The sequence below is a fragment of the Caballeronia sp. INML1 genome (assembly GCF_023631085.1).
Taxonomy (GTDB): domain Bacteria; phylum Pseudomonadota; class Gammaproteobacteria; order Burkholderiales; family Burkholderiaceae; genus Caballeronia; species Caballeronia turbans.
The window spans coordinates 147,387-166,936 of the sequence record NZ_JALQDT010000055.1; the positions used below are offsets into that span (position 1 = coordinate 147,387).

A 19,550-nucleotide genomic window follows, 5' to 3' on the forward strand; every position below is an offset into this window, starting at 1 on the left:
CTTCGCATGCACAGTGATGCCGCAGGCGCCGCTGCAATACTTTCAGAATGAATCGTGAGACAAGAACGGCCGCCGAAGAATCAGTTCCGCGGCCATTCACTGCGTTACTTTTCGGCGTCGGAAGGCTGAAGCATGAGCTCGATCTGATGCAGCAACGCATCGCGCTTGTCCCGCGACAAGCCCCGCAAACGCAGTTCAAGACGATCTTCACCGTATGACTTCAGATCGCCGACTGCGACGCCATCCAGCTTGATCTCGAGACGCTGCGCATAGCGCTGACGGCTCGGTGTCTTCGGTGTTTCTTGAGCGCTCGCACGACCTTTGACGATATCGGCGACCTGGCGGGTGCTCAGATCGTCCGACGTGATCTTGTTGATGAGCCGCAACGTCGCGTCGCTGCCGCGCGCCGCATGATAGCGGGCGATCTGATAAGCCATGTTCGAGCCGAACCGGTCCGGCCGCGCGACCATCTCGTGCATGACGTTCTCGGGAAGCTTCGCGATGGATAGCGCCACGGCGATTGTCGATTCATCCAGACCGAGATGGTCGGCCAGTTCGCGCTGACTCTGGAAGTGCTGCTCGTCGAGGAAGCGCCGCCAGACTACGGCGTTGTCGAACACGGTTTGTGAGTCGCGTTGAACGTTGAGGTCGTAACCCAGCTTGTAGCTCTGAATGCCAATCGGCAGGTCGACGACCACCGCCTTGACCGTTTCCTTGTTCGCCTCTTTGAGCGCCCGTACGCGGCGACCGCCATCGCTGACGAAAAACGTTCCCGGGCTTTCGTAGTCAGGGATGACGTGAATCGCCTGCTGTTGCCCCTGCTTCGCGAGATTGACGGCCAATTCCGCAATCGAGGTCTTGAGATAGAAATGGCGCGGATTGAACGGACTGGGTTTGATTGACTTGAGCGGCAGTTCGATCACTTGGCCCGTCGTATAACGGTTAGCGCGCCGCCACGCGCGATATTCATCGGACTCCGGTCCGGTATTCACGTCGGCGGGATCATCGGCGACGAAAGCGCTCGATCGGCCATTCGCGGCAGCCTGCCCCACGTGCTGAATGTCGACGATGCCATCGATTGCATTGAGACGATCGAGCGCCGTGCGCTTCTCACTGCTTGTCGAATCGGGGCGAGCCTTGAAGCCCTTTGCAAACTGAGACGGTTTCATTCAGGGTCCTTTATGCGCATAAAGTCAGGACAGCATGGCGAGGATCTCGTCCGCCACGGCGCGGATCTCCGCTGCCGCGAGACGCGACCCGCGATCGCTCATTTGAAGGACGGTCACACCGAGTGCCATCGCCTGCTTGTAGCACTCGCGCGTGGGGATTTGGGTTTTAAGCAAAGGAAAGCCGAGCTCTTCGAGCGCGACTTTGAGTTCGCGTGTGAGCATGCGCTTCTCTTCCGTCTTGTTGAGCAGGAAGACAGCGCGCAGATCTTCGTTCATCACCTGTGCTTGTTGGACGAGCTTAACCAGACCGACGCTTGACCAATAATCCGCAGGCGACGACGAAGTCGGAATCACGGCGACGCTCGCCGCGAGCAGCACGACGCCGGACACTTTCTCGGTGATCGACGGTGGGCAATCCACGACGATGATGTCGTAGTCGTTGACGAACTTCTTGATCTCGCGGTGGATCTGTCCTCCCGCTTCGGAGAGATTGACGACCGGAAACGGAATTCCGCTTGCGCCGTCCGATGCGGCGCTCGACCAATGTACCAAGGTGTTCTGACCATCCGCGTCGACCACCAGCACACGCTTCTTTTTTTCGTGAAAGGCCGCACCGAGATGCATCGCAATCGTGCTCTTGCCGACGCCACCCTTCTGCTGCGTGATCGCTATGATTTCCGCCGCCACATTTCGCTCCGGATTTTGAAGTTCGTTGAATTTTACATTGGCGTAGTTTTTTTTCCAGTGATAAACAGCAACAAAGCGGGTCGGTTAGCCATTCGGCCGAGGTTTATGCGCATAAAGTACGGCGCGCGGGACCGGTCCGACGCGGCCAAGTCGGTGAGACGGTCATCGGACTTTATGCGCATAAAGTCCGCCCCGGCGACGTTCGATCTCAGTCATCCTCCCCAAAACAAAATCGCCTATCCTAAGCGCTGTCACAACTGCCGCTCGTGCCGGAGCCGCCATGACCGTTCGCAATCTGGATATTCTTTTCGCGCCGAAGTCGATCGCTATCGTGGGGGCCTCGTCGCGTGCAGGGAGCGTCGGCGAGATGGTATGGGCGCGTATCCAATGCGCCGGATTCAAAGGTTCACTGTGGCCGGTCAACCCGAAGCACAAGTCGCTCGATGGCGAAACCGTGTATGCGGACGTCGATGCGTTGCCCGAAGCGCCGAACGTCGCCGTGCTGTGCACTCGACCGCACACATGGCCGGGGCTCGTCGAGCGCCTGGGCCGACGAGGAACGAAGGCCGTCGTAATCGTCGGCGAAGCAAAGCAACGTGGCGGTTCGTCGTCATTGCAAGACAAGCATCAATCGTCCGCCGCCGAGGCGGATGAATGGACCGGTCGAACCCTTGCAGCCGCGCGGCCTTTCCTCGTGCGGATCATCGGGCCTGGAAGTCTCGGTGTAGTCACGCCTGCGATCGGCGCGTGTCTCGGCGCGCCCGCATGCAGTGTGAAATCCGGTGGCGTTGCGTGGGTTTCCGGATCGAACGCGTTGACAAACGGCGTGCTGGGCTGGGCGCGCGCACGTGGGCTCGGCTTCTCGCGCATCGTCGCGCTTGGCGATGAAGCCGATGTCGATTCCGGCGACATCCTCGATTACCTCGCGAGCGATGCATCGACGCGTGCAATCCTGCTCGCGATAGAAACTGTCCGGTCGGCGCGCAAATTCATGTCCGCCGCGCGCGCCGCCGCGCGAAATAAGCCCGTGCTCGTGCTTCGCAACGGCCGTGACGATCCGTTCGATCGTCTTTACGGGGCGGCCTTCCGTCGCGCGGGACTCGTCCGCGTCGATTCACTCGACGATCTGCTCGACGAAATCGAAACGCTCGGCATTGGACGCGTGGCGGCGAGCGATGTCGCGACCGTCATCACGAGCGACCGCGGCGTCGCTACCCTCGCGCAGGACGCGTTCGGCGCCGCGGGCGATGACCTCGCTCATTGGCCGGCCGCCGCCCGCGATGCCGTGGCCGCCGCACTGCCTCGCGCCCGTGCGGGCAACCCGCTTCTCCTGGGCGACGATGCCACGCCCGCCGATTTCGGCGCCGCGCTCGAGGCGCTCGCGTCGCATCGCGAAACCGGCACCGTGTTCGTCGTGCATGCGCCGACGCATAGCGCGCCCGTCGCGGACGTCGCGCGCACATTGATCGCCGAGCGGCGTCACGCCTATCGCGGATTGCTGGCCTGCTTTTTCGGCTGCGTCGATTCGGCCACGCGCGACGAACTGCACGCGAACGGCATTCCGGTCCACACGACGCCGCATCGGCTCGCTCGCGGCTTCGCGCGCCTTGTCAATTTCCGGCAAGGCCGCGAGTTGTTGATGCAAACGCCCGACGGCCTCCCCGCCGATATCCCAGAAGATATCGATGCCGCGCAATGCGAAATCCGCAGCGCGCTCGAAAACGGCATCACCGAACTGAATGGCGAGCGGGCGGCGCGCGTGTTCGCTCGCTTCGGCATTACGGTGAAGCCAGGGCCGCCCGACTCGCTCACGAGCGATGCCGTCGAAATTCAGGCGCGGCTTCTCAACCATCGCGTGTTCGGTCCCGTGTTCGAGTTCAAGGCCGAAGGCGCACTTGGACTTGCCGACGCGCTTCACGAGTTCGCGTTGCCGCCGCTCAACCCCGTGCTCGCACGCGATCTCGTCATGCGCTCGCCGCGCTCGCGCGAACTCCCTGCCGAAACGCTGCTCAATGCGCTGACCGCGTTGTCGCAACTCGTTTGTTATATCGAGGAAGTCGTCGCGCTGCGGCTCACCTTGCGCGTGACGCGCGATTCGGTCGCGGTTCACGAACCGCAACTCACGCTTGGCGCGCATCGCAAGCCGCTTGCAATCGTGCCGTATCCGCGCTGCCTCGAAGAGACGCTCGACTGGCGCGGCATGCGCGTCACCGTGCGGCCGATTCGCCCCGAAGACGAAGAAGCGCACGCGGCCTTCGTCGCCGCCAATACCGCCGAAGATTTGCGTCTGCGTTTCTTCGGCGCTGTCCGCAGCTTCGATCACTCGCAACTCGCGCGCATGACGCAGATTGACTATGACCGCGAGATGGCGTTGATCGTCACGCGGGCGAACGGCGAAGGGACAGGCGAGACGCTCGGCGTCGCGCGCGCGATCGCCGATCCCGACAACGAGACCGCCGAGTTCGCCGTCGCCGCACGCTCGGATATGAAGGGGAAGGGATTGGGATCGCTGCTGCTGTCGCGCATCATCGACTACGTGAAACAGCGCGGCACGCGCTGGCTGGTCGGCGAAGCCTTGCGCGAGAACGCCGGCATGATCGCACTCGCGCGCAATAGCGGCTTCGAGCTGACGAAGACCGACGATCCGACCGTCGTCGGCTTCAGGATGCGGCTGTGCGATACGCCAGCACAGCCGCGCGCCGATTAGGCCGCCAGTTTCGCGAGCGCTTCGTCGATCTGGGCCCGCGACAGCGAAAGCTCGTCGAGCAATGCTTCGGCGTACGTACTTCCCGTTTCCTTTTCGAGTCGCGCGATTGTCAATGCGCAACGCGACGTGTCCTTCAATGTCGCGATGAACGGCTTGACCGATTGGCCCGATGGGAACGCGTCGAAAAGCGGCACGCGGATGTCCTCGGGCAGCGCGCGTGACGTCCACTGATATGGCTTGCCGTTGTGCGTCAGCTGGGGTGGCAGCGTGCGCTCCTTCTTTGCGGCGGGAATCAGGCCGAAGGTGCGCGCCGCATCGCCGATCTGCTCGGCCGGGAAAAGCTCGTCGGGCGTGATGTCGAACTGCGCGATATACGTTTCTATCGCCTGCATCGCGGCCGCGCGATCGTCGCGCGTTTTCTGCGCACGGGCGACGATTTCGCGGAGCTCATCGGCTTCGTCGGACGTGATCGTGAAGTTCGCCTGCTTTTGCTGAAGCTCGGTGAATCGGAGGAATTCGGTGTCGGAGAGGAGTTTCGCCATCGGGAATGCGTTGAATTGAACACGGCCGCACGCGATCGCGGCGCGCCGGCTTTTTGAGAGGGCCGCCATTCTAACGCGTCGAGCGCGCCAGTCAGTCGTGCATCATCGAAAGCGATGCCGCGGCGTCTTTCAACAATGCCGTGACGTCTTCGATCGACGGCGCCACGTATTCGTCGATACGTCGCATATACGGGCAGGTGAGGGCGGCGATCGCCTGGCCGGATGGCCCGAGCAGCGGAAACGTCACGTCCGTCACGCCGAAGGTCTGCTGACTGTCCTTCTTCGAGTAGCCGAGTTCGCAAATCCGCCGGTAATCGGCGTCGAGCACCGCGCGATCCAGCGCGAGCTCGCCTTTGACCTTGGTGTGCTCCGCAAGCATGTGCTCGCGCTGCTCCTCGGTCTGAAAAGCGAGCATCACGCGGCCCGAGCCGGTGTCGATCAAACCGACGCGCGAGCCGAGCCGCACCGAAATGCCCCAGGTGCCGGGTCCATCCACTTGCGCGATGACGAGCAGATTGCCGCGATCGTAGACGGCGAGATGCACCGACTGCTCGGCCGAGTCGGCGAATCGCTGCATCACCGGCAACGCTTCGGCGATCAGGCGGTTCATCGGCGGATGCCGATGCGCGAGCGCATAGAGCTTGAGGCTCAGCGAATAGCGATCGCCTTCGGGCGAGCGCACGACGTACTGCCGCGCGACGAGCCGCTCCAGCATCCGATACATCTCGCTCGCGTTGCGCCCGAGCATTTTCGTGATTTCCGCACGCGTCAGTCCCGACTTCTGCTCCGAAAGCAATTCGAGGATATCGAGCCCCTTGTCGAGAGCGGGCGCGCGATAGCGGTCGGCGTCGTTGTCTTCCACGTCCATGGGCAGTCTGGGTCGGTTCATGAATTCGCGCCGAGTTTAAGCCTTCTGTCAGTCGGCGAATACCGGCTAGGGAAATTACCGACCGGTTTCGCCGCGCATCGTCCTTGACTTCAATTTGTGCGTATATGAATAATACGTTCACTGATGAATAGATGCACCGGCAGTTTCCGAAGCCCCACGTAGCAGTCACGAAGAACCGCACAAATCAGGAGACAGACGCATGAGAATCACGAAGACACTCGCCGTCGCCATTGCGGCGGCGGGCACCATCGGCCTCGCGCACGCCACCGAGAGCGGCAAGGTCGGCCTCGGCCTGCCGCTGCTGACATCGCCGTTCTGGCAGTCGTACAACAACTACCTGCCGAAATATGCGAAAGAAATGGGCCTAGACATCCTCGCGCCCGTCAATTCGAACGGCGACCCCGCGCAGCAGATCACCGACATGAACAGCCTGCTGAATCTCGGCGCGAAGGGCATTGTCGTCGGACCGCTGGATTCGGCGGCGATCAGCCGGGCGCTCGATGCGTCGTCTGCGAAGAGCGTGCCGGTCGTCGCGGTGGACGTTGCGCCGACCCAGGGCAAGGTCGCGATGGTCGTGCGCGCCGACAACCGCGCGTACGGCACGAAGTCGTGCGAGTACATCGGCGAGCACGTGAAGTCGGGCAAGGTCGTGCAGATCATGGGTGATCTGGCATCGGTGAACGGCCGCGACCGGTCCGAGGCATTTCGCGAGTGCCTCAAGAAATATCCGTCGCTGAGTCTTCTGGAGATTCCGGCAGCATGGAAAGGCGACGCCGCCGCGACCGCGCTCGACAGCCTGCTGACTGCGAATCCCGACGTGAAGGCGATCTACATGCAGGCAGGCGGCGTCTATCTGTCGCCGACGCTCCAGACGCTGCGCCGCAAGCAACTGCTCGTCAAGGCGGGCGATCCGAAACACATTGTGATCGTGAGCAACGACGGCATCCCGCAGGAATACGATGCGATCCGCCGCGGCGAAATCGACGCGACCATCTCGCAGCCCGCCGATCTGTACGCGAAGTACGGCCTCTTCTATATCAAGGCGGCACTCGCCGGACAGACCTTCAAGCCCGGCCCGACGGATCACGGCAGCACGATCGTCCAGCGCGCGCCCGGCATTCTGGAAGATCAGTTGCCCGCGCCGCTCGTGACGAAAGCCAACGTCGACGACAAGTCCCTCTGGGGCAACAGCATCAAATGAGCGCGCCCGTGGTGGAAGCGCTTGGGCTGACCAAGCGTTACGGTTCGACGGCGGCGCTGTCGGACGTCACCATGCGCGTTTTGCCCGGCGAGTCGCATGCGCTCGTCGGGCGCAACGGCGCGGGCAAGTCGACGCTCGTCTCGATGATCACAGGCCTGCGCCGTCCCGACGCCGGCGAGATCCGCTTCGGCGGCGAGCCTGCGCCGCCCCTTGCGGACCGCGACGGATGGCGCGAGCGCGTCGCGTGCGTCTACCAGCATTCGACGATCATTCGCGACTTGTCGGTCGCCGAGAACCTGTTCATCAATCGCCAGCATCGGCGCGGCGGCGTGATCGACTGGCGCACGATGCGTCGCGACGCGCGCGCATTGCTCGATCACTGGAAGATCGACGTGCGCGAAGACGCGCGCGCAGGCGACCTGACCGTCGAGGCGCGGCAACTGGTCGAGATCGCGCGGGCGCTGTCGTATGGCGCGCGCTTCATCATCCTCGACGAGCCGACTGCACAACTGGACGGCGACGAGATCAAGCGTCTCTTCAGGCGTATCGAAGAGTTGCAGACAGAAGGTGTCACTTTCCTGTTCATTTCCCATCACTTGCAGGAGGTGTACGAAATCTGTCAGGCGGTGACCGTATTGCGCGATGCGCGGCATATCGTCAGCGCACCGGTTTCGGCGCTGCCGCGCGACAAGCTGATCGAAGCGATGACGGGCGAACAAGGCGGTCTCGCCGTCGCCGATGCGGCGGCGCGCGCGCCTTTGCCCGCGGACGCATCGATCGCGCTTGCCGTGTCCCGCCTGTGCGGAGATGACTACGACGACGTCAGCTTCGACGTGCGACGCGGCGAAGTCATCGGACTGACGGGCGCGACGACGAGCGGTCGCACGAGCGTTGCGGAAGCCATCGCCGGATTGAAGGCGCAGCGCAGCGGCACGATTGCGGTCGACGGCCGCGCGCTCACGCCCGGCGACGTGCCCGATGCATTGGCGAACGGCGTCGGCTGCGTGCCGAAGGACCGGCATCGCGAGGGTCTCGTGCTCACCCAGTCCGTCGCGGAGAACGCGTCGATGACGATCGCGCGCACGCTCGGGCGCTTCGGCATCGCGTCGCCGGCGAAGAAGAACGCGTTCGGGCGCCGCATGATCGCGGCGCTCGGTATCAAGACGCAAGGGCCGGAGCATGTCGTGTCCGGCCTGTCCGGGGGCAATCAGCAAAAGGTGGTGATGGCGCGCGCGCTCGCGACCGATCCGGACGTGCTCGTGCTCATCGATCCGACCGCGGGCGTCGACGTGAAATCGAAGGAAGCGCTGCTCGGCGTCGTCGAACGCGTGCGCGAGGAAGGCAAGGCGGTGCTCGTCGTCTCCGGCGAACTCGACGACCTGCGCACCTGCGACCGCGTCCTCGTGATGTTCCGTGGCGCGATCGCGGCCGAATTTCCTGCCGGATGGCAGGACCATGAACTCATCGCATCCGTCGAAGGAGTGAGTCTCCATGAAGCATGACGTTTCCAGTCCCGCGATGGCCGGCGTGCCGATGCAACGCCAGCGCCCGCGCATCGAGCTCGCGCGGTTCCGCGATCTCGCGCTGCTGCCCGCGCTCGCGTTGCTGCTCGCGATCGGCGCGTTCGTCAGCCCGAGCTTTCTGACGCAGGCGAATCTGATCAGCATCCTCGGCGCGTCGGCAGCGCTCGCGCTCGTCGTGCTCGCCGAATCGCTGATCGTGCTGACGGGCAAGTTCGATTTATCGCTCGAGTCGACGGTCGGCATCGCGCCCGCCGTCGGCGCGATGCTCGTGATGCCCGCGGCGTCGGCGGGCTTCGGTCTCGAGTGGCCGGTTGCGGCGGGTCTCGCGGCGATCGTGGTCGTGGGCGCGCTGATCGGCTTCGTCAACGGCTTTCTGGTCGTGCGGCTGCGCCTGAACGCGTTCATCGTCACCCTTGCGATGCTGATCGTGCTGCGCGGGATGCTCGTCGGCGCGACGAAGGGCGGCACGCTCTTCGACATGCCGCCGTCGTTCTTCACGCTCGCAACGACGCTCGTGCTCGGCCTGCCGATTTCCGTGTGGCTCGCGGCGGCGGCGTTCGCGGCGGCCGCGTTCATGCTGCGCTATCACCGGCTCGGGCGCGCGCTGTATGCCATCGGCGGCAATCCGGAAGCGGCGCGTGCGGCGGGCATTCGTGTCGAGCGCATCACGTGGGGCGTGTTCATTCTGGGCAGTGTGCTCGCATCGATCGGCGGTCTGGTCGTCACGGGCTATGTCGGCGCGATCAATGCGAATCAGGGCAACGGCATGATCTTCACGGTATTCGCCGCGGCGGTGATCGGCGGCATCTCGCTCGATGGCGGCAAGGGCACGATGCTCGGCGCGCTGTCAGGCGTTTTGCTGTTGGGCGTCGTGCAAAACCTCCTGACACTTGCGCAAGTTCCTTCGTTCTGGATTCAGGCGATCTACGGCGCGATCATTCTCGGCTCGCTGATGGTGGCGCGAATCGCGGGTGGCGACACGCAAACTTGAGATATCGAACGATGCAAAAGACAACCGACCCGCGCCTCATCCTGCTGAGCCCGGAAGACAACTGCCTGATCGCCGCCGCGCGCTTGCCCGCAGGCGAAACGTTGATGATCGAAGGCGAGTCCGTCACGCTCGCGACGACCATCGAGCTTGCGCACAAGGTCGCGCGGCGGGCGCTGTCGAAGGACGAGAAGGTACTGCGCTACGGCGCGATCATCGGTCATGTGAATGCGGATGTCGCATGCGGCGAGCATCTGCATACGCACAATCTGGAAAGCGACTACATCCCGACGTACACGCACGATGCCGGGCACGCCTACGTACAGCACTAAAGAACACTCATGAACAGTCCAGCACTGCAAGGCTATCTGCGCGCGGATGGCAGGAAGGGCATCCGCAATGTCGTCGCGGTGGCGTATCTCGTCGAGTGCGCGCATCACGTCGCGCGTGAGATCGTCGCGCACTTCCGTCCATCGTTCGATGACTTCGATTCCTTCGACCCGCAGGCCGGGTCGCCCGTGCATCTGATCGGCTTTCCGGGCTGCTACCCGAACAGCTACGCCGAAAAGATGCTGGAGCGCATCTGCACGCACCCGAACGTCGGCGCAGTGCTGTTCGTGTCGCTCGGTTGCGAGAGCATGAACAAGCACTATCTCGCCGATGTCGTGCGCGCGAGCGGCCGCCCCGCCGCCGTGCTGACGATCCAGGAAAAAGGCGGCACGCGCAGCACGATCCAGAACGGGCTCGACTGGGTGCGCGAGGCGCGTGCGACGCTCGCGGCGCAACGGAAGGTGCCGATGGCGCTCGACGAACTGATCGTCGGCACGATATGCGGCGGTTCGGACGGCACGAGCGGCATCACGGCGAATCCTGCGGTGGGCCGCGCATTCGATGCGTTCATTGACGCGGGCGCGTCGTGCGTCTTCGAGGAAACGGGCGAGCTCGTCGGCTGCGAATTCCATATGAAGCGGCGGGCGGCGCGGCCCGAACTCGGCGACGCCATCGTGGATTGCGTGCAGAAGGCCGCGCGCTATTACACGACGATGGGTCACGGCTCGTTCTCCGTCGGCAACGCGGACGGCGGGCTGACGACGCAGGAAGAGAAATCGCTCGGCGCGTATTCGAAGAGCGGCGCGTCGCCGATCGTCGGCATCATCAAGCCGGGCGATGTGCCGCCGACGAGCGGGCTCTATCTGCTCGATGTCGTCCCCGATGGCGAACCGCGCTTCGGCTTTCCCAATATCAGCGACAACGCGGAGATCGGCGAGCTGATCGCGTGCGGTTGTCACGTCATCCTCTTCACGACCGGGCGCGGCTCGGTGGTCGGCTCGGCGATATCGCCGGTCATCAAGGTCTGCGCGAATCCGTCGACGTATCGCAACCTGTCCGGCGACATGGATGTCGATGCCGGCCGCATCCTCGAAGGCCGCGCGACGCTCGACGAAGTGGGGCGCGAAATCGTCGATGTCACTGTCGCGGTCGCGGCGGGTGCGGCGTCGAAGTCGGAAGCGCTCGGGCATCAGGAATTCATCCTGACTTACAAATCCTTCGAACCGGTCGGACCCGCGTGTTTGCCCGGCGGCGCGGGACGCGTTACTGTGGTGCCTCGCGCCGTGGAGAGCGTTTCAAACTGAACGTATCGACTGGGGGTCGCACATGACAGGAGACACGCAGGCCGTTTCGCGCCGGCGCAAAATCGGCCGCACGGCGCTGGAAGTCACGGCGCTGTCGCTCGGCACCGCGCCGCTCGGCGGGCTGTATCACGAACTGACGGAAGACGAGGCGCGCGCGACCGTCGATGCCGCCTGGGAAGCAGGCATCCGCTGCTTCGATACCGCGCCGCACTACGGTCACACGAAGGCGGAGCATCGTCTGGGCGATGCCTTGCGGCGTTATCCACGCGGCGACTTCGTCCTCTCGACCAAGGTCGGCCGGCGCTTCGTCCCGCGCACGACAGCCTACGACGGCAGCGAAGGCTGGGCCGCGCCGCTGCCCTTCGAAGCGATCTACGACTACACCTACGACGGCATCGTCCGCTCGTTCGAAGACAGCCAGATGCGGCTCGGCATGGTCGATATCGACATCGTGCTGATTCACGACATCGGCCGCGTTACGCATGGCGAGAAGAACGCGCATTACTGGAAGCAGCTTACCGATGAAGGCGGTTTTCGCGCGCTCGAAGAGTTGAAGCAGTCGCGCGGCGTGAAAGCCGTAGGCCTCGGCGTGAACGAAGGCGCGGCGGTAATGGAAGCGATGGCCGAATTCGATATCGACTGCGCATTGCTCGCGGGCCGCTACACGCTGCTTGAACAAAACACGCTCGACGATCTTCTGCCCGAGTGCGAAAAACGCGGCGTGAGCATCCTGCTCGGTGGCGCGTTCAATTCGGGCATTCTCGCGCGCGGTCTCGATGCCAACGCGCACGGCGATCTCAAGTTCAATTACGGCGATGCGCCCAAGGACATTGTCGAGCGTGTCGGCAAGCTGGAGCGCGTATGCCGTGCGCATGGCGTTGCGCTGGCGACCGCGGCCATCCAGTTTCCTTATGCGCATAAAGTCGTCGCCACGGTGCTGATGGGGGCGCGCACGCCGGATGAAGTGCGCGAAAACGCGGCATCGTTCGCGACGCCGGTTCCGTCCGCGCTATGGGACGCGTTGCGCGCCGAAGGTCTGCTGCACGCGAACGCGCCGGTGCCGCGATGAATGTCGACGCACATCAGCATTACTGGGATCCATCGCGCGGCGACTACGGATGGCTCACGCCGGACATGAAGCCGCTCTATCGCGTATTCGGTCCGGACGATCTCGCGCCGCTTCGCGAGTCGGTCGGCGTTCAACGAACGGTCGTCGTTCAGGCCGCGCCGACGCTCGACGAAACGCGCTATTTGCTCGAACTCGCGCGCAATGAAGAGTCGATCGCGGGCGTCGTCGGCTGGGTTCCGCTCGATTCGCCCGATGCAGCGAAGTTCATCGACGAATTCGCGCAAGAGCCGAAGTTCAAGGGCGTGCGCCCGATGCTGCAGGACTTGCCCGACGATACGTGGATCGCACACGCGCCGCGCGAGGACGCGATCGGCCGTCTCATCGACCTCGATCTGGCCTTCGATGCGTTGATCTTCGCGCGGCATGTGCCCTCGTTGATCGAATTCGTGGAGCGATATCCGACCTTGCGCATCGTGGTCGATCACGGCGCCAAACCGCCGATCCGCGATGGTCTCGCATCCGGCTGGCAACCCTGGGCCGACGGCATCGCGCAACTCGCCGCGTTGCGGCAAAGACTTCATTGCAAGCTCTCGGGCCTGGCGACCGAATCCGGCGAAAACTGGACCGACGAAACATTGAAGCCCTACGTCGCACATCTTCTCCGGCATTTCGGTCCCGAGCGCCTGATGTGGGGCAGCGACTGGCCCGTGCTCGACATGAATGGCAGTTACACTGCATGGCACAGCACGGCCCAAAACCTCACGTCACATCTCGAAAAAGCCGAGCAAGCCGCGATTTTCGGCGCGAACGCTCGCGCGTTCTACCGTCTCTGAAACGGCTGATATACCCGGCATGTCTCAAAAACACTTTCGACTGGAGTAGTGGATGGTACAAAGACTGGCAGGCAAGACGGCGCTGATCACGGCGGCGGGACAAGGCATCGGGCTCGCGACGGCCGAGCTTTTCGCGGCAGAGGGCGCGCGCGTGATCGCCACGGATATCCGCACGGGATCGCTCGAAGGAAAGCCTTTCGACGTGCGCACGCTCGACGTGCGCGACCCGCAGGCGATCAACGCGCTGGCCGATGAAATCGGCGCGATCGACGTGCTTTTCAACTGCGCGGGCTACGTGCACGCTGGATCGATTCTCGAAGCGAGCGAGGAAGACTGGGACTTCGCCTTCGACCTGAACGCCAGGGCGATGTATCGGACGATTCGCGCGTTCCTGCCGAAGATGCTGGAAAAGGGCGGCGGCTCGATCATCAACATGTCGTCGGCGGCGTCGAGCGTGAAGGGCGTGCCCAACCGCTTCGTGTATGGTGCGTCGAAGGCGGCCGTGATCGGGCTGACGAAGTCCGTCGCCGCCGATTTCGTCACGCGTGGCATCCGCTGCAATGCGATCTGTCCCGGCACGGTGGAATCGCCGTCGCTGAAGGACCGCATCGCGGAGCAGGCGAAGGCGCAGGGCGCGAGCGTCGATCAGGTCCATGCGGCGTTCGTCGCGCGCCAGCCGATGGGGCGCGTCGGCCGTGCCGAAGAAATCGCGGCACTTGCGCTTTATCTTGGATCGGACGAATCGTCGTTCACGACGGGCCAGATTCATGTCATCGATGGCGGCTGGTCGAACTGACCGGCCCCTCATTCTTTTTCCGAACCAGAAGGATCAAACCAGATGAAACTGCTTCGTTACGGCCCCAAGGGTCAGGAAAAACCGGGTTTGCTGGACGCCGAGGGCAAGATTCGCGACCTGTCGAAGGTCGTCGATGACATCGCCGGCGCGACGCTGACCGAAGCGGGCCTGGCGAAACTGCGCGCGGCCGATATCGCGTCGCTGCCCGCAGTCGACGGCAATCCGCGCATCGGGCCGTGTGTCGGGCGCATCGGCAAGTTCGTGTGCATCGGGCTCAACTATGCGGATCACGCCGCCGAATCGAATCTGCCCGTGCCGACCGAGCCGGTCATCTTCAACAAGTGGACGAGCGCGATCAGCGGTCCGAACGACGACGTGGAAATTCCGCGCAACTCGGTCAAGACCGACTGGGAAGTCGAGCTGGGCGTGGTGATCGGCAAGGAAGCGAAGTACGTCGACGAAGCGAACGCGCTCGATTACGTCGCGGGCTACTGCGTCATCAACGACGTCTCCGAGCGCGAATGGCAACTCGAGCACGGCACGCAGTGGGACAAGGGCAAGGGCTTCGACACATTCGGCCCGATCGGCCCGTGGCTCGTCACGAAGGACGAAGTCGCCGATCCGCAGAAGCTCGATCTGTGGCTCGAGGTCGACGGCAAGCGCTATCAGAACGGCAACACGAAGACAATGGTCTTCACGGTCGCGCAACTCGTCGCGTATCTGTCGAAGGTGATGAGCCTGCAGCCGGGCGATGTCATTTCGACGGGCACGCCGCCGGGCGTCGGCATGGGCGTGAAGCCGGAAGCGGTGTATCTGAAGGCCGGCCAGACGATGCGTCTGGGCATTCAGGGCCTCGGCGAGCAGACGCAGAAGACCGTCGCGGCGCAGTGACGCGCACGCGCAGCCAACAAAAAACCTCGCCGCGGCGAGGTTTTTTGCTTTGAAGGACGGAGATTGAGATTGAAGGTTCAGGCGTGATAAACCGGCTCGGCGGAGACGCTTTCGCCGATGCGCGTGATCGTGCCCTGCGCGACCGCGACGAGCCGCTCGGCGCCGCCATCGGTGACGAACACGTCGCACTGGCAGGTGGCCTGCGTCATCCCGGCATGGACGACGCGGGCACGCGCCATCAGCGTGCCGGAGACGGCCGGCCGCAGATAGTTGATCTTGTATTCGCCGGTGACGACCTTCGGCCCGAGCCGCAGCGCGCCCGCGAAGGTCAGTGCGTTGTCGACGAGATAACTGACCACCCCTCCGTGCACGAAGCCGTGTTGTTGCCTGAGCTCGTCCCTGATCGTCAGGCACAGCGTGAGACTCGCTGAATCGACCTGCATCAGCTTGGTTCCGAGCAAGGCGCTGAACGGTTGCGCATTCAGCGCACCGCGCGCGATATCGACTATTTCGGCCATTCGGACACTCCTTGGGTGGGTTCGGTGCCGTCCTGCAAAGACAATAGGAAGCGTTCGCGCGCACTGCAAGGAAGTCAGGCAAAAATTGTGCAATGGTGCGTTTCGGCTCGCAGACGCGTCCCGCCGATGCAGTCGCGAAAGCGGCGCGAAGCCTGCATTCGCGTAGATCAGCCTTTTGGCAAACGATTCAAGCTTTCCGGCGCGAATGCCGTAAACCCGCACTGTCCCCGCGTCGGCGGGCCTAATTTCGGAAAGTGTGGGTGCAAGTGATGTTCGGAAAGATCAAGGTTTCATCGGGTTTGCTCGCAGTTCTGGTGGTGTTCTGTCTTTTTCAACTGGTGACCGAAGGGCTCGGTTTCTGGTCCCTCTCGCGCACGCATGACGACGTCGGCAGCCTGTCCGATATCGCTCTCAAGCAGGTGAACGCGGTCAACAAGACCACCCAGCATCTGATGGACGCGCGCATCAACCTTTCGCGCGCGGGAACGCGCATGGTGCGCGGCGGCACCGAGCCGACCGAGATCGTTCAGCACGCGCGCGAGCAGATCGCGGCGGCGGACAAGTCGTTCGCGGCGTTCCTGAACGCGCCGAAGACCGGCGAGGAGAACGCGGCGCGCACGACCGCGTTGCAGGCGAAATACGCCGAGTATTCGAAGGCTTTGAGCGAGCTCGTGCAGTATCTCGACGCCGGCAATCTCCAGGCGTTCCTCGATCAGCCGACGCAAGGTTTCCAGGACCGCTATCTCGCGGAACAGCAGAACTTCGTCAATTTCGGCGATGAAGCGGGCCGCGGCTATCTCGCGTCGATCGACACGCGTTACGCGTGGTTCCGCGCGGTGGGCATCGTGATTCTCGCGGCGCTCGTCGCCGGGATCGCACTCGTGCACGTCGCGCTGCGCCGTGGCGTGATTCAGCCGCTGGAGGAAGCCGGCAGGCATTTCGAGCGCATCGCGAACGGGCGTCTGGATGAGCGCATCGAAGATCGCGGCACGAACGAGATCGGCCGTCTGTTCGCGGGACTCGCGACCATGCAGGCAAGCGTCGCGAGCACCGTGAAGACCGTGCGCGCGACATCCGATTCGATCAATCTCGGCGCCGATGAAATCGCGAGCGGCAACGCGGATCTGTCCGCGCGCACGGAGAATCAGGCGGCCTCGCTCGAAGAAACCGCATCGAGCATGGAAGAACTGACCGCGACGGTGCGTCAGAATGCCGAGCACGCGCGCGAGGCGAACACCCTCGCGGGCGAAGCGCTCGACGCGACCTCGCGCGGTTCGAGCGTCGTGGACGATGTCGTCGAGAAGATGCGCGGCATCGCGTCGAGTTCGGACAAGATCGCGGAGATCATTTCGGTCATCGACGGCATTGCGTTCCAGACCAACATTCTCGCGCTGAATGCGGCTGTCGAGGCCGCGCGCGCTGGCGAGCAGGGGCGCGGCTTCGCGGTCGTGGCGGGCGAAGTGCGCGGGCTCGCGCAGCGCTCGGCGCAATCGGCGAAGGAGATCAAGGAACTGATCGGCGAGTCGGTCGCGCAGGTGAGCGACGGCTCCGTGCTCGTCGAGCGCGCGGGCCAGGCGATGCACGAAGTATCGGCGTCGATTTCTCGCGTCACGCAGATGATGGCGGAGATCAGCGCCTCTTCGCTCGAGCAGAGCGTGGGCATCGAGCAGGTCAATCAGGCCGTCACGCAGATGGACGAAATGACCCAGCAGAACGCGGCGCTCGTCGAACAGGCCGCGGCTGCCGCGTCGTCGCTGCACGAGCAGACGCGGCAGTTGAAGGCGGCTGTGTCGGTGTTCCAGCTCGCCTGAGTCAGGGCCGGGTCAGACCGGCAGCGCCGCGTACGACGTCGCGAGGTGATACGGCGTCGTCGACGGCATTTCGGCGCGGCTGATCTCGCCTTGCGCCGAGCGGCATTCGACCCAGCCGGTTTCATGCAGAAAGCGCGCGCGAAAGCGCTCGATTTGCGCACCGACGGCTTCGCCGCGCGTGGCCAGCGCGCGCAGATACTCCGTCTGCGCCCAGATGCGCTGCGTGCCGTCGATCACATGGCCCGCTTCGTCGATGGCGGCATACACGCCGCCCGTTTCCTTGTCCACGCCGCGCTGCTGCGCGAAATCGAACGCGCGAACGAGCCCTTCGTTGAGCCCTGCCGCCTCGAACGCGGGATGCCCGCTTCCCAGCGCGAGGAAGTACCACTCGAACTGATGTCCCGGCTCCAGCCGGTTGCCCGCCGTGCCCATCGGCAATTCGGCAATCGAGCCGCTCGGCGCGTGCACGAAGGCGTCCGCGACGGAGCGCGCGAGCAGCCCGAGACGCCGGTCGTAGGCGGCATCGCCGGTTGCATCGCGTGCGGCGAGCCACGCTTCGGCGAGATGCATCAGCGGGTTTTGCAACGGCGTTTCGATCGTGGCGCCGAAATCCTCGGCCAGCACCGCGTTCAGGAGATCGCCGTGGCTCGAAAAGCGCGCCTCGATGAGCCGCGACGTTTCATCGAGCAGCGCCAAAGCGTCGGCCGAGCCGCTTTTCTTCGCGTAATGCGCGCACGCGAAAACGACGAACGCATGCGTGTACAAATCCTTTTGGCGCTCGAGCGGCGCGCCGCTTGCATCCACGCTGTAGAACCATCCGCCGTTGCGCTTGTCATGAAAATAGTGCCGTAGCGATTCGAAGAGCGTCGCGGCGTGCGCGAGATCGCCCGCTGCCGAGAACACGAATAGCTGGCGTGCGCAGGCCATCGCCCGATAGCGCTTCGGCGGCAGCGGCGCATGGTCGCCCGGCGCGACGGCTTCATACGCCAGGCCGAGCGCCGCGTTGAATCCGGGCCCGCGCCACACCGGCAGCACGATGTTCGTGTAATGCGCGCGCAACTGGGCGGCGGATTCCGGGCTCGTCGATTGCATGCGCGACGAAGCGTTTGATTGCTGATCCTGCATAAGAACACTCTTATTGTTTCGAGGGGCGCGCAGCCGTGCGAGGCACACGCAACTCAAAAGAATAGCAAAAGCTGCATGGAGCGCCGCGTCTTTGGACCCATTACCGCGAGGAGGACGAAACGTGTTGGGAAATATGGAACTGGTGTCGCGGCTCGTGATGGCCGCGGCGCTCGGCAGCGTGATCGGCTTCGAGCGTGAGCGGCTCTCATGGGCGGCCGGCCTGCGGACGCACATGCTCGTGTGCGTGGGTTCGGCGCTCATCATGATCGTGTCCGCCTACGGCTTCGCGGATGCATTGAAGTACGACCACGTCGTGCTCGATCCGTCGCGGGTCGCGGCGCAGGTCGTCTCGGGCATCGGCTTTCTCGGCGCGGGCTCGATTCTGCTGCGCGGGGAAATCGTGCGCGGGCTGACGACGGCCGCGAGCCTCTGGTCGGTCGCGGCGATCGGGCTTGCGGTCGGCGGCGGGCTCTACACGGCGTCGATCGCGGCGACGGCGATCATCCTGATCATTCTGGCGGGGATCAAGCCGCTCGAGCGCCGCTTCATCAGCGTGAAACAGCGCCGGCAACTGACGATGCTCGTCGATCGCGGCTCGCTCTCGTTTCACGGTCTGCACGAGGCGCTCGGGCCCGGCAGCGTGCGCGTGAAACAGTTCGTCGTGCAGCAGAGCGACGATTCGCCGGATCTGGACGAGGTGCGGGTGGAGCTGTCGCGCGCATCGGCGATGGAATATCGGGCGATTTGCGAGCGTTTGCGGCACCTCGACGGCGTGCGCGAGTTTCGCGAGGACGATACGACCTGAAATCGCCGCGAGGATGCTGGTTTGCGCACGCGGCCATGCGACAATGCGGCCTCTCGGAAATTATCGCCGAAACGCCGGTGTGCCTTGCGCGCCGGCCATAGATGCCGCCGCCTTTCGAACCTATGCCAGATTCCGCAGTAAAGAGAGATTCCGACGCGCTCCGGGGCGATCCAGCCGCCTCATCCCGCCGCCGGCGCGGCGCGCCAGCGCATGAATTGCAGGTCACGCAAGCCATAACCGACACCGAAAGGAAACTTGCCCGCGCCGCGCGCTCGGCGCAGCGTCTCGCACAGTTGAGCGATGGTGCGCGCGGCGGCGAAACGCTCGACCTGTTCGCCGAAGACGCCGAACGTGCGCATCTC

19 protein-coding genes are annotated in these 19,550 nt (G+C 64.0%); 12 read left to right on the top strand and 7 right to left on the bottom strand.

The genetic code is table 11. The annotated features are described in order from the left end of the window. Positions 1 to 104 precede the first annotated feature (104 nt). Together NCR38_RS20725 and parA are read right to left on the bottom strand one after the other, a co-directional pair. Positions 105 to 1,169 carry a ParB/RepB/Spo0J family partition protein gene (locus NCR38_RS20725; protein WP_061120430.1) on the bottom strand — a complete coding sequence of 355 codons (1,065 nt, stop codon included), beginning with the start codon at positions 1,167 to 1,169 and terminating at the stop codon, positions 105 to 107. 24 nt (positions 1,170 to 1,193) lie between these two features. Further along, complete coding sequence (gene parA / locus NCR38_RS20730; protein ID WP_250477536.1) at positions 1,194 to 1,856, bottom strand: ParA family partition ATPase; 663 nt, start codon at positions 1,854 to 1,856, stop codon at positions 1,194 to 1,196. Positions 1,857 to 2,136: 280 nt separating this feature from the next. Here parA and NCR38_RS20735 point away from each other — a divergent pair, with 280 nt between their 5' ends. Then, positions 2,137 to 4,563, top strand: coding sequence for a GNAT family N-acetyltransferase (locus NCR38_RS20735; RefSeq protein ID WP_061120432.1), 2,427 nt, complete (start codon positions 2,137 to 2,139; stop codon positions 4,561 to 4,563). Here NCR38_RS20735 and NCR38_RS20740 read toward each other — a convergent pair. Beyond that, a complete protein-coding gene (locus tag NCR38_RS20740) occupies positions 4,560 to 5,105 on the bottom strand; it encodes a hypothetical protein (RefSeq protein ID WP_250477537.1) in 546 nt (181 codons plus the stop codon). The two genes, NCR38_RS20735 and NCR38_RS20740, sit on opposite strands and share 4 nt — an antisense overlap. Before the next feature lie 91 nt (positions 5,106 to 5,196). Then, the gene (locus NCR38_RS20745; RefSeq protein ID WP_061120434.1) at positions 5,197 to 5,973 is read right to left on the bottom strand and encodes an IclR family transcriptional regulator; all 777 of its coding nucleotides are present in this window, start codon (positions 5,971 to 5,973) and stop codon (positions 5,197 to 5,199) included. Between the two features lie 220 nt (positions 5,974 to 6,193). Between NCR38_RS20745 and NCR38_RS20750 the strand changes: the two genes are divergently transcribed. The 9 genes from NCR38_RS20750 to NCR38_RS20790 are packed head-to-tail and all read left to right on the top strand — an operon-like array spanning position 6,194 to position 14,929. After that, the gene (locus NCR38_RS20750; protein WP_061120435.1) at positions 6,194 to 7,195 is read left to right on the top strand and encodes a sugar ABC transporter substrate-binding protein; all 1,002 of its coding nucleotides are present in this window, start codon (positions 6,194 to 6,196) and stop codon (positions 7,193 to 7,195) included. Beyond that, positions 7,192 to 8,697, top strand: coding sequence for a sugar ABC transporter ATP-binding protein (locus tag NCR38_RS20755; RefSeq protein ID WP_061120436.1), 1,506 nt, complete (start codon positions 7,192 to 7,194; stop codon positions 8,695 to 8,697). Before NCR38_RS20750 ends, NCR38_RS20755 begins: the two co-directional genes overlap by 4 nt. Then, positions 8,687 to 9,709, top strand: coding sequence for an ABC transporter permease (locus NCR38_RS20760; protein ID WP_250477538.1), 1,023 nt, complete (start codon positions 8,687 to 8,689; stop codon positions 9,707 to 9,709). The genes NCR38_RS20755 and NCR38_RS20760 overlap by 11 nt, the downstream gene beginning before the upstream one ends. Positions 9,710 to 9,720: 11 nt before the next feature. Further along, complete coding sequence (locus NCR38_RS20765) at positions 9,721 to 10,038, top strand: UxaA family hydrolase (protein WP_061120437.1); 318 nt, start codon at positions 9,721 to 9,723, stop codon at positions 10,036 to 10,038. Positions 10,039 to 10,047: 9 nt separating this feature from the next. Then, positions 10,048 to 11,340 (top strand): UxaA family hydrolase, encoded by a 1,293-nt coding sequence (locus NCR38_RS20770; RefSeq protein WP_061120438.1) that lies wholly within the window; start codon positions 10,048 to 10,050, stop codon positions 11,338 to 11,340. 22 nt (positions 11,341 to 11,362) lie between these two features. Then, on the top strand, positions 11,363 to 12,409 hold the full coding sequence (locus tag NCR38_RS20775) for an aldo/keto reductase (RefSeq protein ID WP_250477539.1): 1,047 nt from the start codon (positions 11,363 to 11,365) through the stop codon (positions 12,407 to 12,409). After that, positions 12,406 to 13,242, top strand: coding sequence for an amidohydrolase (locus tag NCR38_RS20780; RefSeq protein ID WP_250477540.1), 837 nt, complete (start codon positions 12,406 to 12,408; stop codon positions 13,240 to 13,242). Before NCR38_RS20775 ends, NCR38_RS20780 begins: the two co-directional genes overlap by 4 nt. 52 nt (positions 13,243 to 13,294) lie before the next feature. After that, positions 13,295 to 14,038, top strand: a complete 744-nt coding sequence (locus NCR38_RS20785; protein ID WP_061120441.1) for an SDR family oxidoreductase — start codon at positions 13,295 to 13,297, stop codon at positions 14,036 to 14,038. Positions 14,039 to 14,080: 42 nt separating this feature from the next. Further along, positions 14,081 to 14,929: an ureidoglycolate lyase gene (locus NCR38_RS20790; protein WP_061120442.1), complete on the top strand. Its 849-nt coding sequence runs from the start codon at positions 14,081 to 14,083 to the stop codon at positions 14,927 to 14,929. Positions 14,930 to 15,006: 77 nt separating this feature from the next. On the opposite strand, the gene NCR38_RS20795 is transcribed toward NCR38_RS20790, so the two are convergent. Next, complete coding sequence (locus tag NCR38_RS20795; RefSeq protein WP_061120443.1) at positions 15,007 to 15,447, bottom strand: PaaI family thioesterase; 441 nt, start codon at positions 15,445 to 15,447, stop codon at positions 15,007 to 15,009. A 269-nt stretch (positions 15,448 to 15,716) separates the two neighbouring features. Here NCR38_RS20795 and NCR38_RS20800 point away from each other — a divergent pair, with 269 nt between their 5' ends. After that, the gene (locus tag NCR38_RS20800) at positions 15,717 to 17,258 is read left to right on the top strand and encodes a methyl-accepting chemotaxis protein (RefSeq protein WP_250477552.1); all 1,542 of its coding nucleotides are present in this window, start codon (positions 15,717 to 15,719) and stop codon (positions 17,256 to 17,258) included. Positions 17,259 to 17,270: 12 nt separating this feature from the next. Here the strand turns inward: NCR38_RS20800 and NCR38_RS20805 are convergent, their stop codons facing one another. Then, a complete protein-coding gene (locus NCR38_RS20805) occupies positions 17,271 to 18,350 on the bottom strand; it encodes an AGE family epimerase/isomerase (protein ID WP_061120482.1) in 1,080 nt (359 codons plus the stop codon). 154 nt (positions 18,351 to 18,504) lie between these two features. On the opposite strand from NCR38_RS20805, the gene NCR38_RS20810 reads away from it, so the two are divergent. Beyond that, positions 18,505 to 19,188 carry an MgtC/SapB family protein gene (locus NCR38_RS20810; protein WP_061120445.1) on the top strand — a complete coding sequence of 228 codons (684 nt, stop codon included), beginning with the start codon at positions 18,505 to 18,507 and terminating at the stop codon, positions 19,186 to 19,188. A 179-nt stretch (positions 19,189 to 19,367) separates the two neighbouring features. Here NCR38_RS20810 and NCR38_RS20815 read toward each other — a convergent pair whose 3' ends face one another. Continuing rightward, positions 19,368 to 19,547: a hypothetical protein gene (locus NCR38_RS20815; RefSeq protein WP_250477541.1), complete on the bottom strand. Its 180-nt coding sequence runs from the start codon at positions 19,545 to 19,547 to the stop codon at positions 19,368 to 19,370. Positions 19,548 to 19,550 lie beyond the last annotated feature (3 nt).

Coding starts and splice junctions, on each gene's coding strand:
- NCR38_RS20725 (WP_061120430.1), bottom strand. CDS start 1,169: ATGAAACCGTCTCAGTTTGCAAAGGGCTTCAAGGCTCGCCCCGATTCG.
- NCR38_RS20735 (WP_061120432.1), top strand. CDS start 2,137: ATGACCGTTCGCAATCTGGATATTCTTTTCGCGCCGAAGTCGATCGCT.
- NCR38_RS20740 (WP_250477537.1), bottom strand. CDS start 5,105: ATGGCGAAACTCCTCTCCGACACCGAATTCCTCCGATTCACCGAGCTT.
- NCR38_RS20745 (WP_061120434.1), bottom strand. CDS start 5,973: ATGGACGTGGAAGACAACGACGCCGACCGCTATCGCGCGCCCGCTCTC.
- NCR38_RS20750 (WP_061120435.1), top strand. CDS start 6,194: ATGAGAATCACGAAGACACTCGCCGTCGCCATTGCGGCGGCGGGCACC.
- NCR38_RS20755 (WP_061120436.1), top strand. CDS start 7,192: ATGAGCGCGCCCGTGGTGGAAGCGCTTGGGCTGACCAAGCGTTACGGT.
- NCR38_RS20760 (WP_250477538.1), top strand. CDS start 8,687: ATGAAGCATGACGTTTCCAGTCCCGCGATGGCCGGCGTGCCGATGCAA.
- NCR38_RS20765 (WP_061120437.1), top strand. CDS start 9,721: ATGCAAAAGACAACCGACCCGCGCCTCATCCTGCTGAGCCCGGAAGAC.
- NCR38_RS20770 (WP_061120438.1), top strand. CDS start 10,048: ATGAACAGTCCAGCACTGCAAGGCTATCTGCGCGCGGATGGCAGGAAG.
- NCR38_RS20775 (WP_250477539.1), top strand. CDS start 11,363: ATGACAGGAGACACGCAGGCCGTTTCGCGCCGGCGCAAAATCGGCCGC.
- NCR38_RS20780 (WP_250477540.1), top strand. CDS start 12,406: ATGAATGTCGACGCACATCAGCATTACTGGGATCCATCGCGCGGCGAC.
- NCR38_RS20785 (WP_061120441.1), top strand. CDS start 13,295: ATGGTACAAAGACTGGCAGGCAAGACGGCGCTGATCACGGCGGCGGGA.
- NCR38_RS20790 (WP_061120442.1), top strand. CDS start 14,081: ATGAAACTGCTTCGTTACGGCCCCAAGGGTCAGGAAAAACCGGGTTTG.
- NCR38_RS20795 (WP_061120443.1), bottom strand. CDS start 15,447: ATGGCCGAAATAGTCGATATCGCGCGCGGTGCGCTGAATGCGCAACCG.
- NCR38_RS20800 (WP_250477552.1), top strand. CDS start 15,717: ATGTTCGGAAAGATCAAGGTTTCATCGGGTTTGCTCGCAGTTCTGGTG.
- NCR38_RS20805 (WP_061120482.1), bottom strand. CDS start 18,350: ATGCAATCGACGAGCCCGGAATCCGCCGCCCAGTTGCGCGCGCATTAC.
- NCR38_RS20815 (WP_250477541.1), bottom strand. CDS start 19,547: ATGCGCACGTTCGGCGTCTTCGGCGAACAGGTCGAGCGTTTCGCCGCC.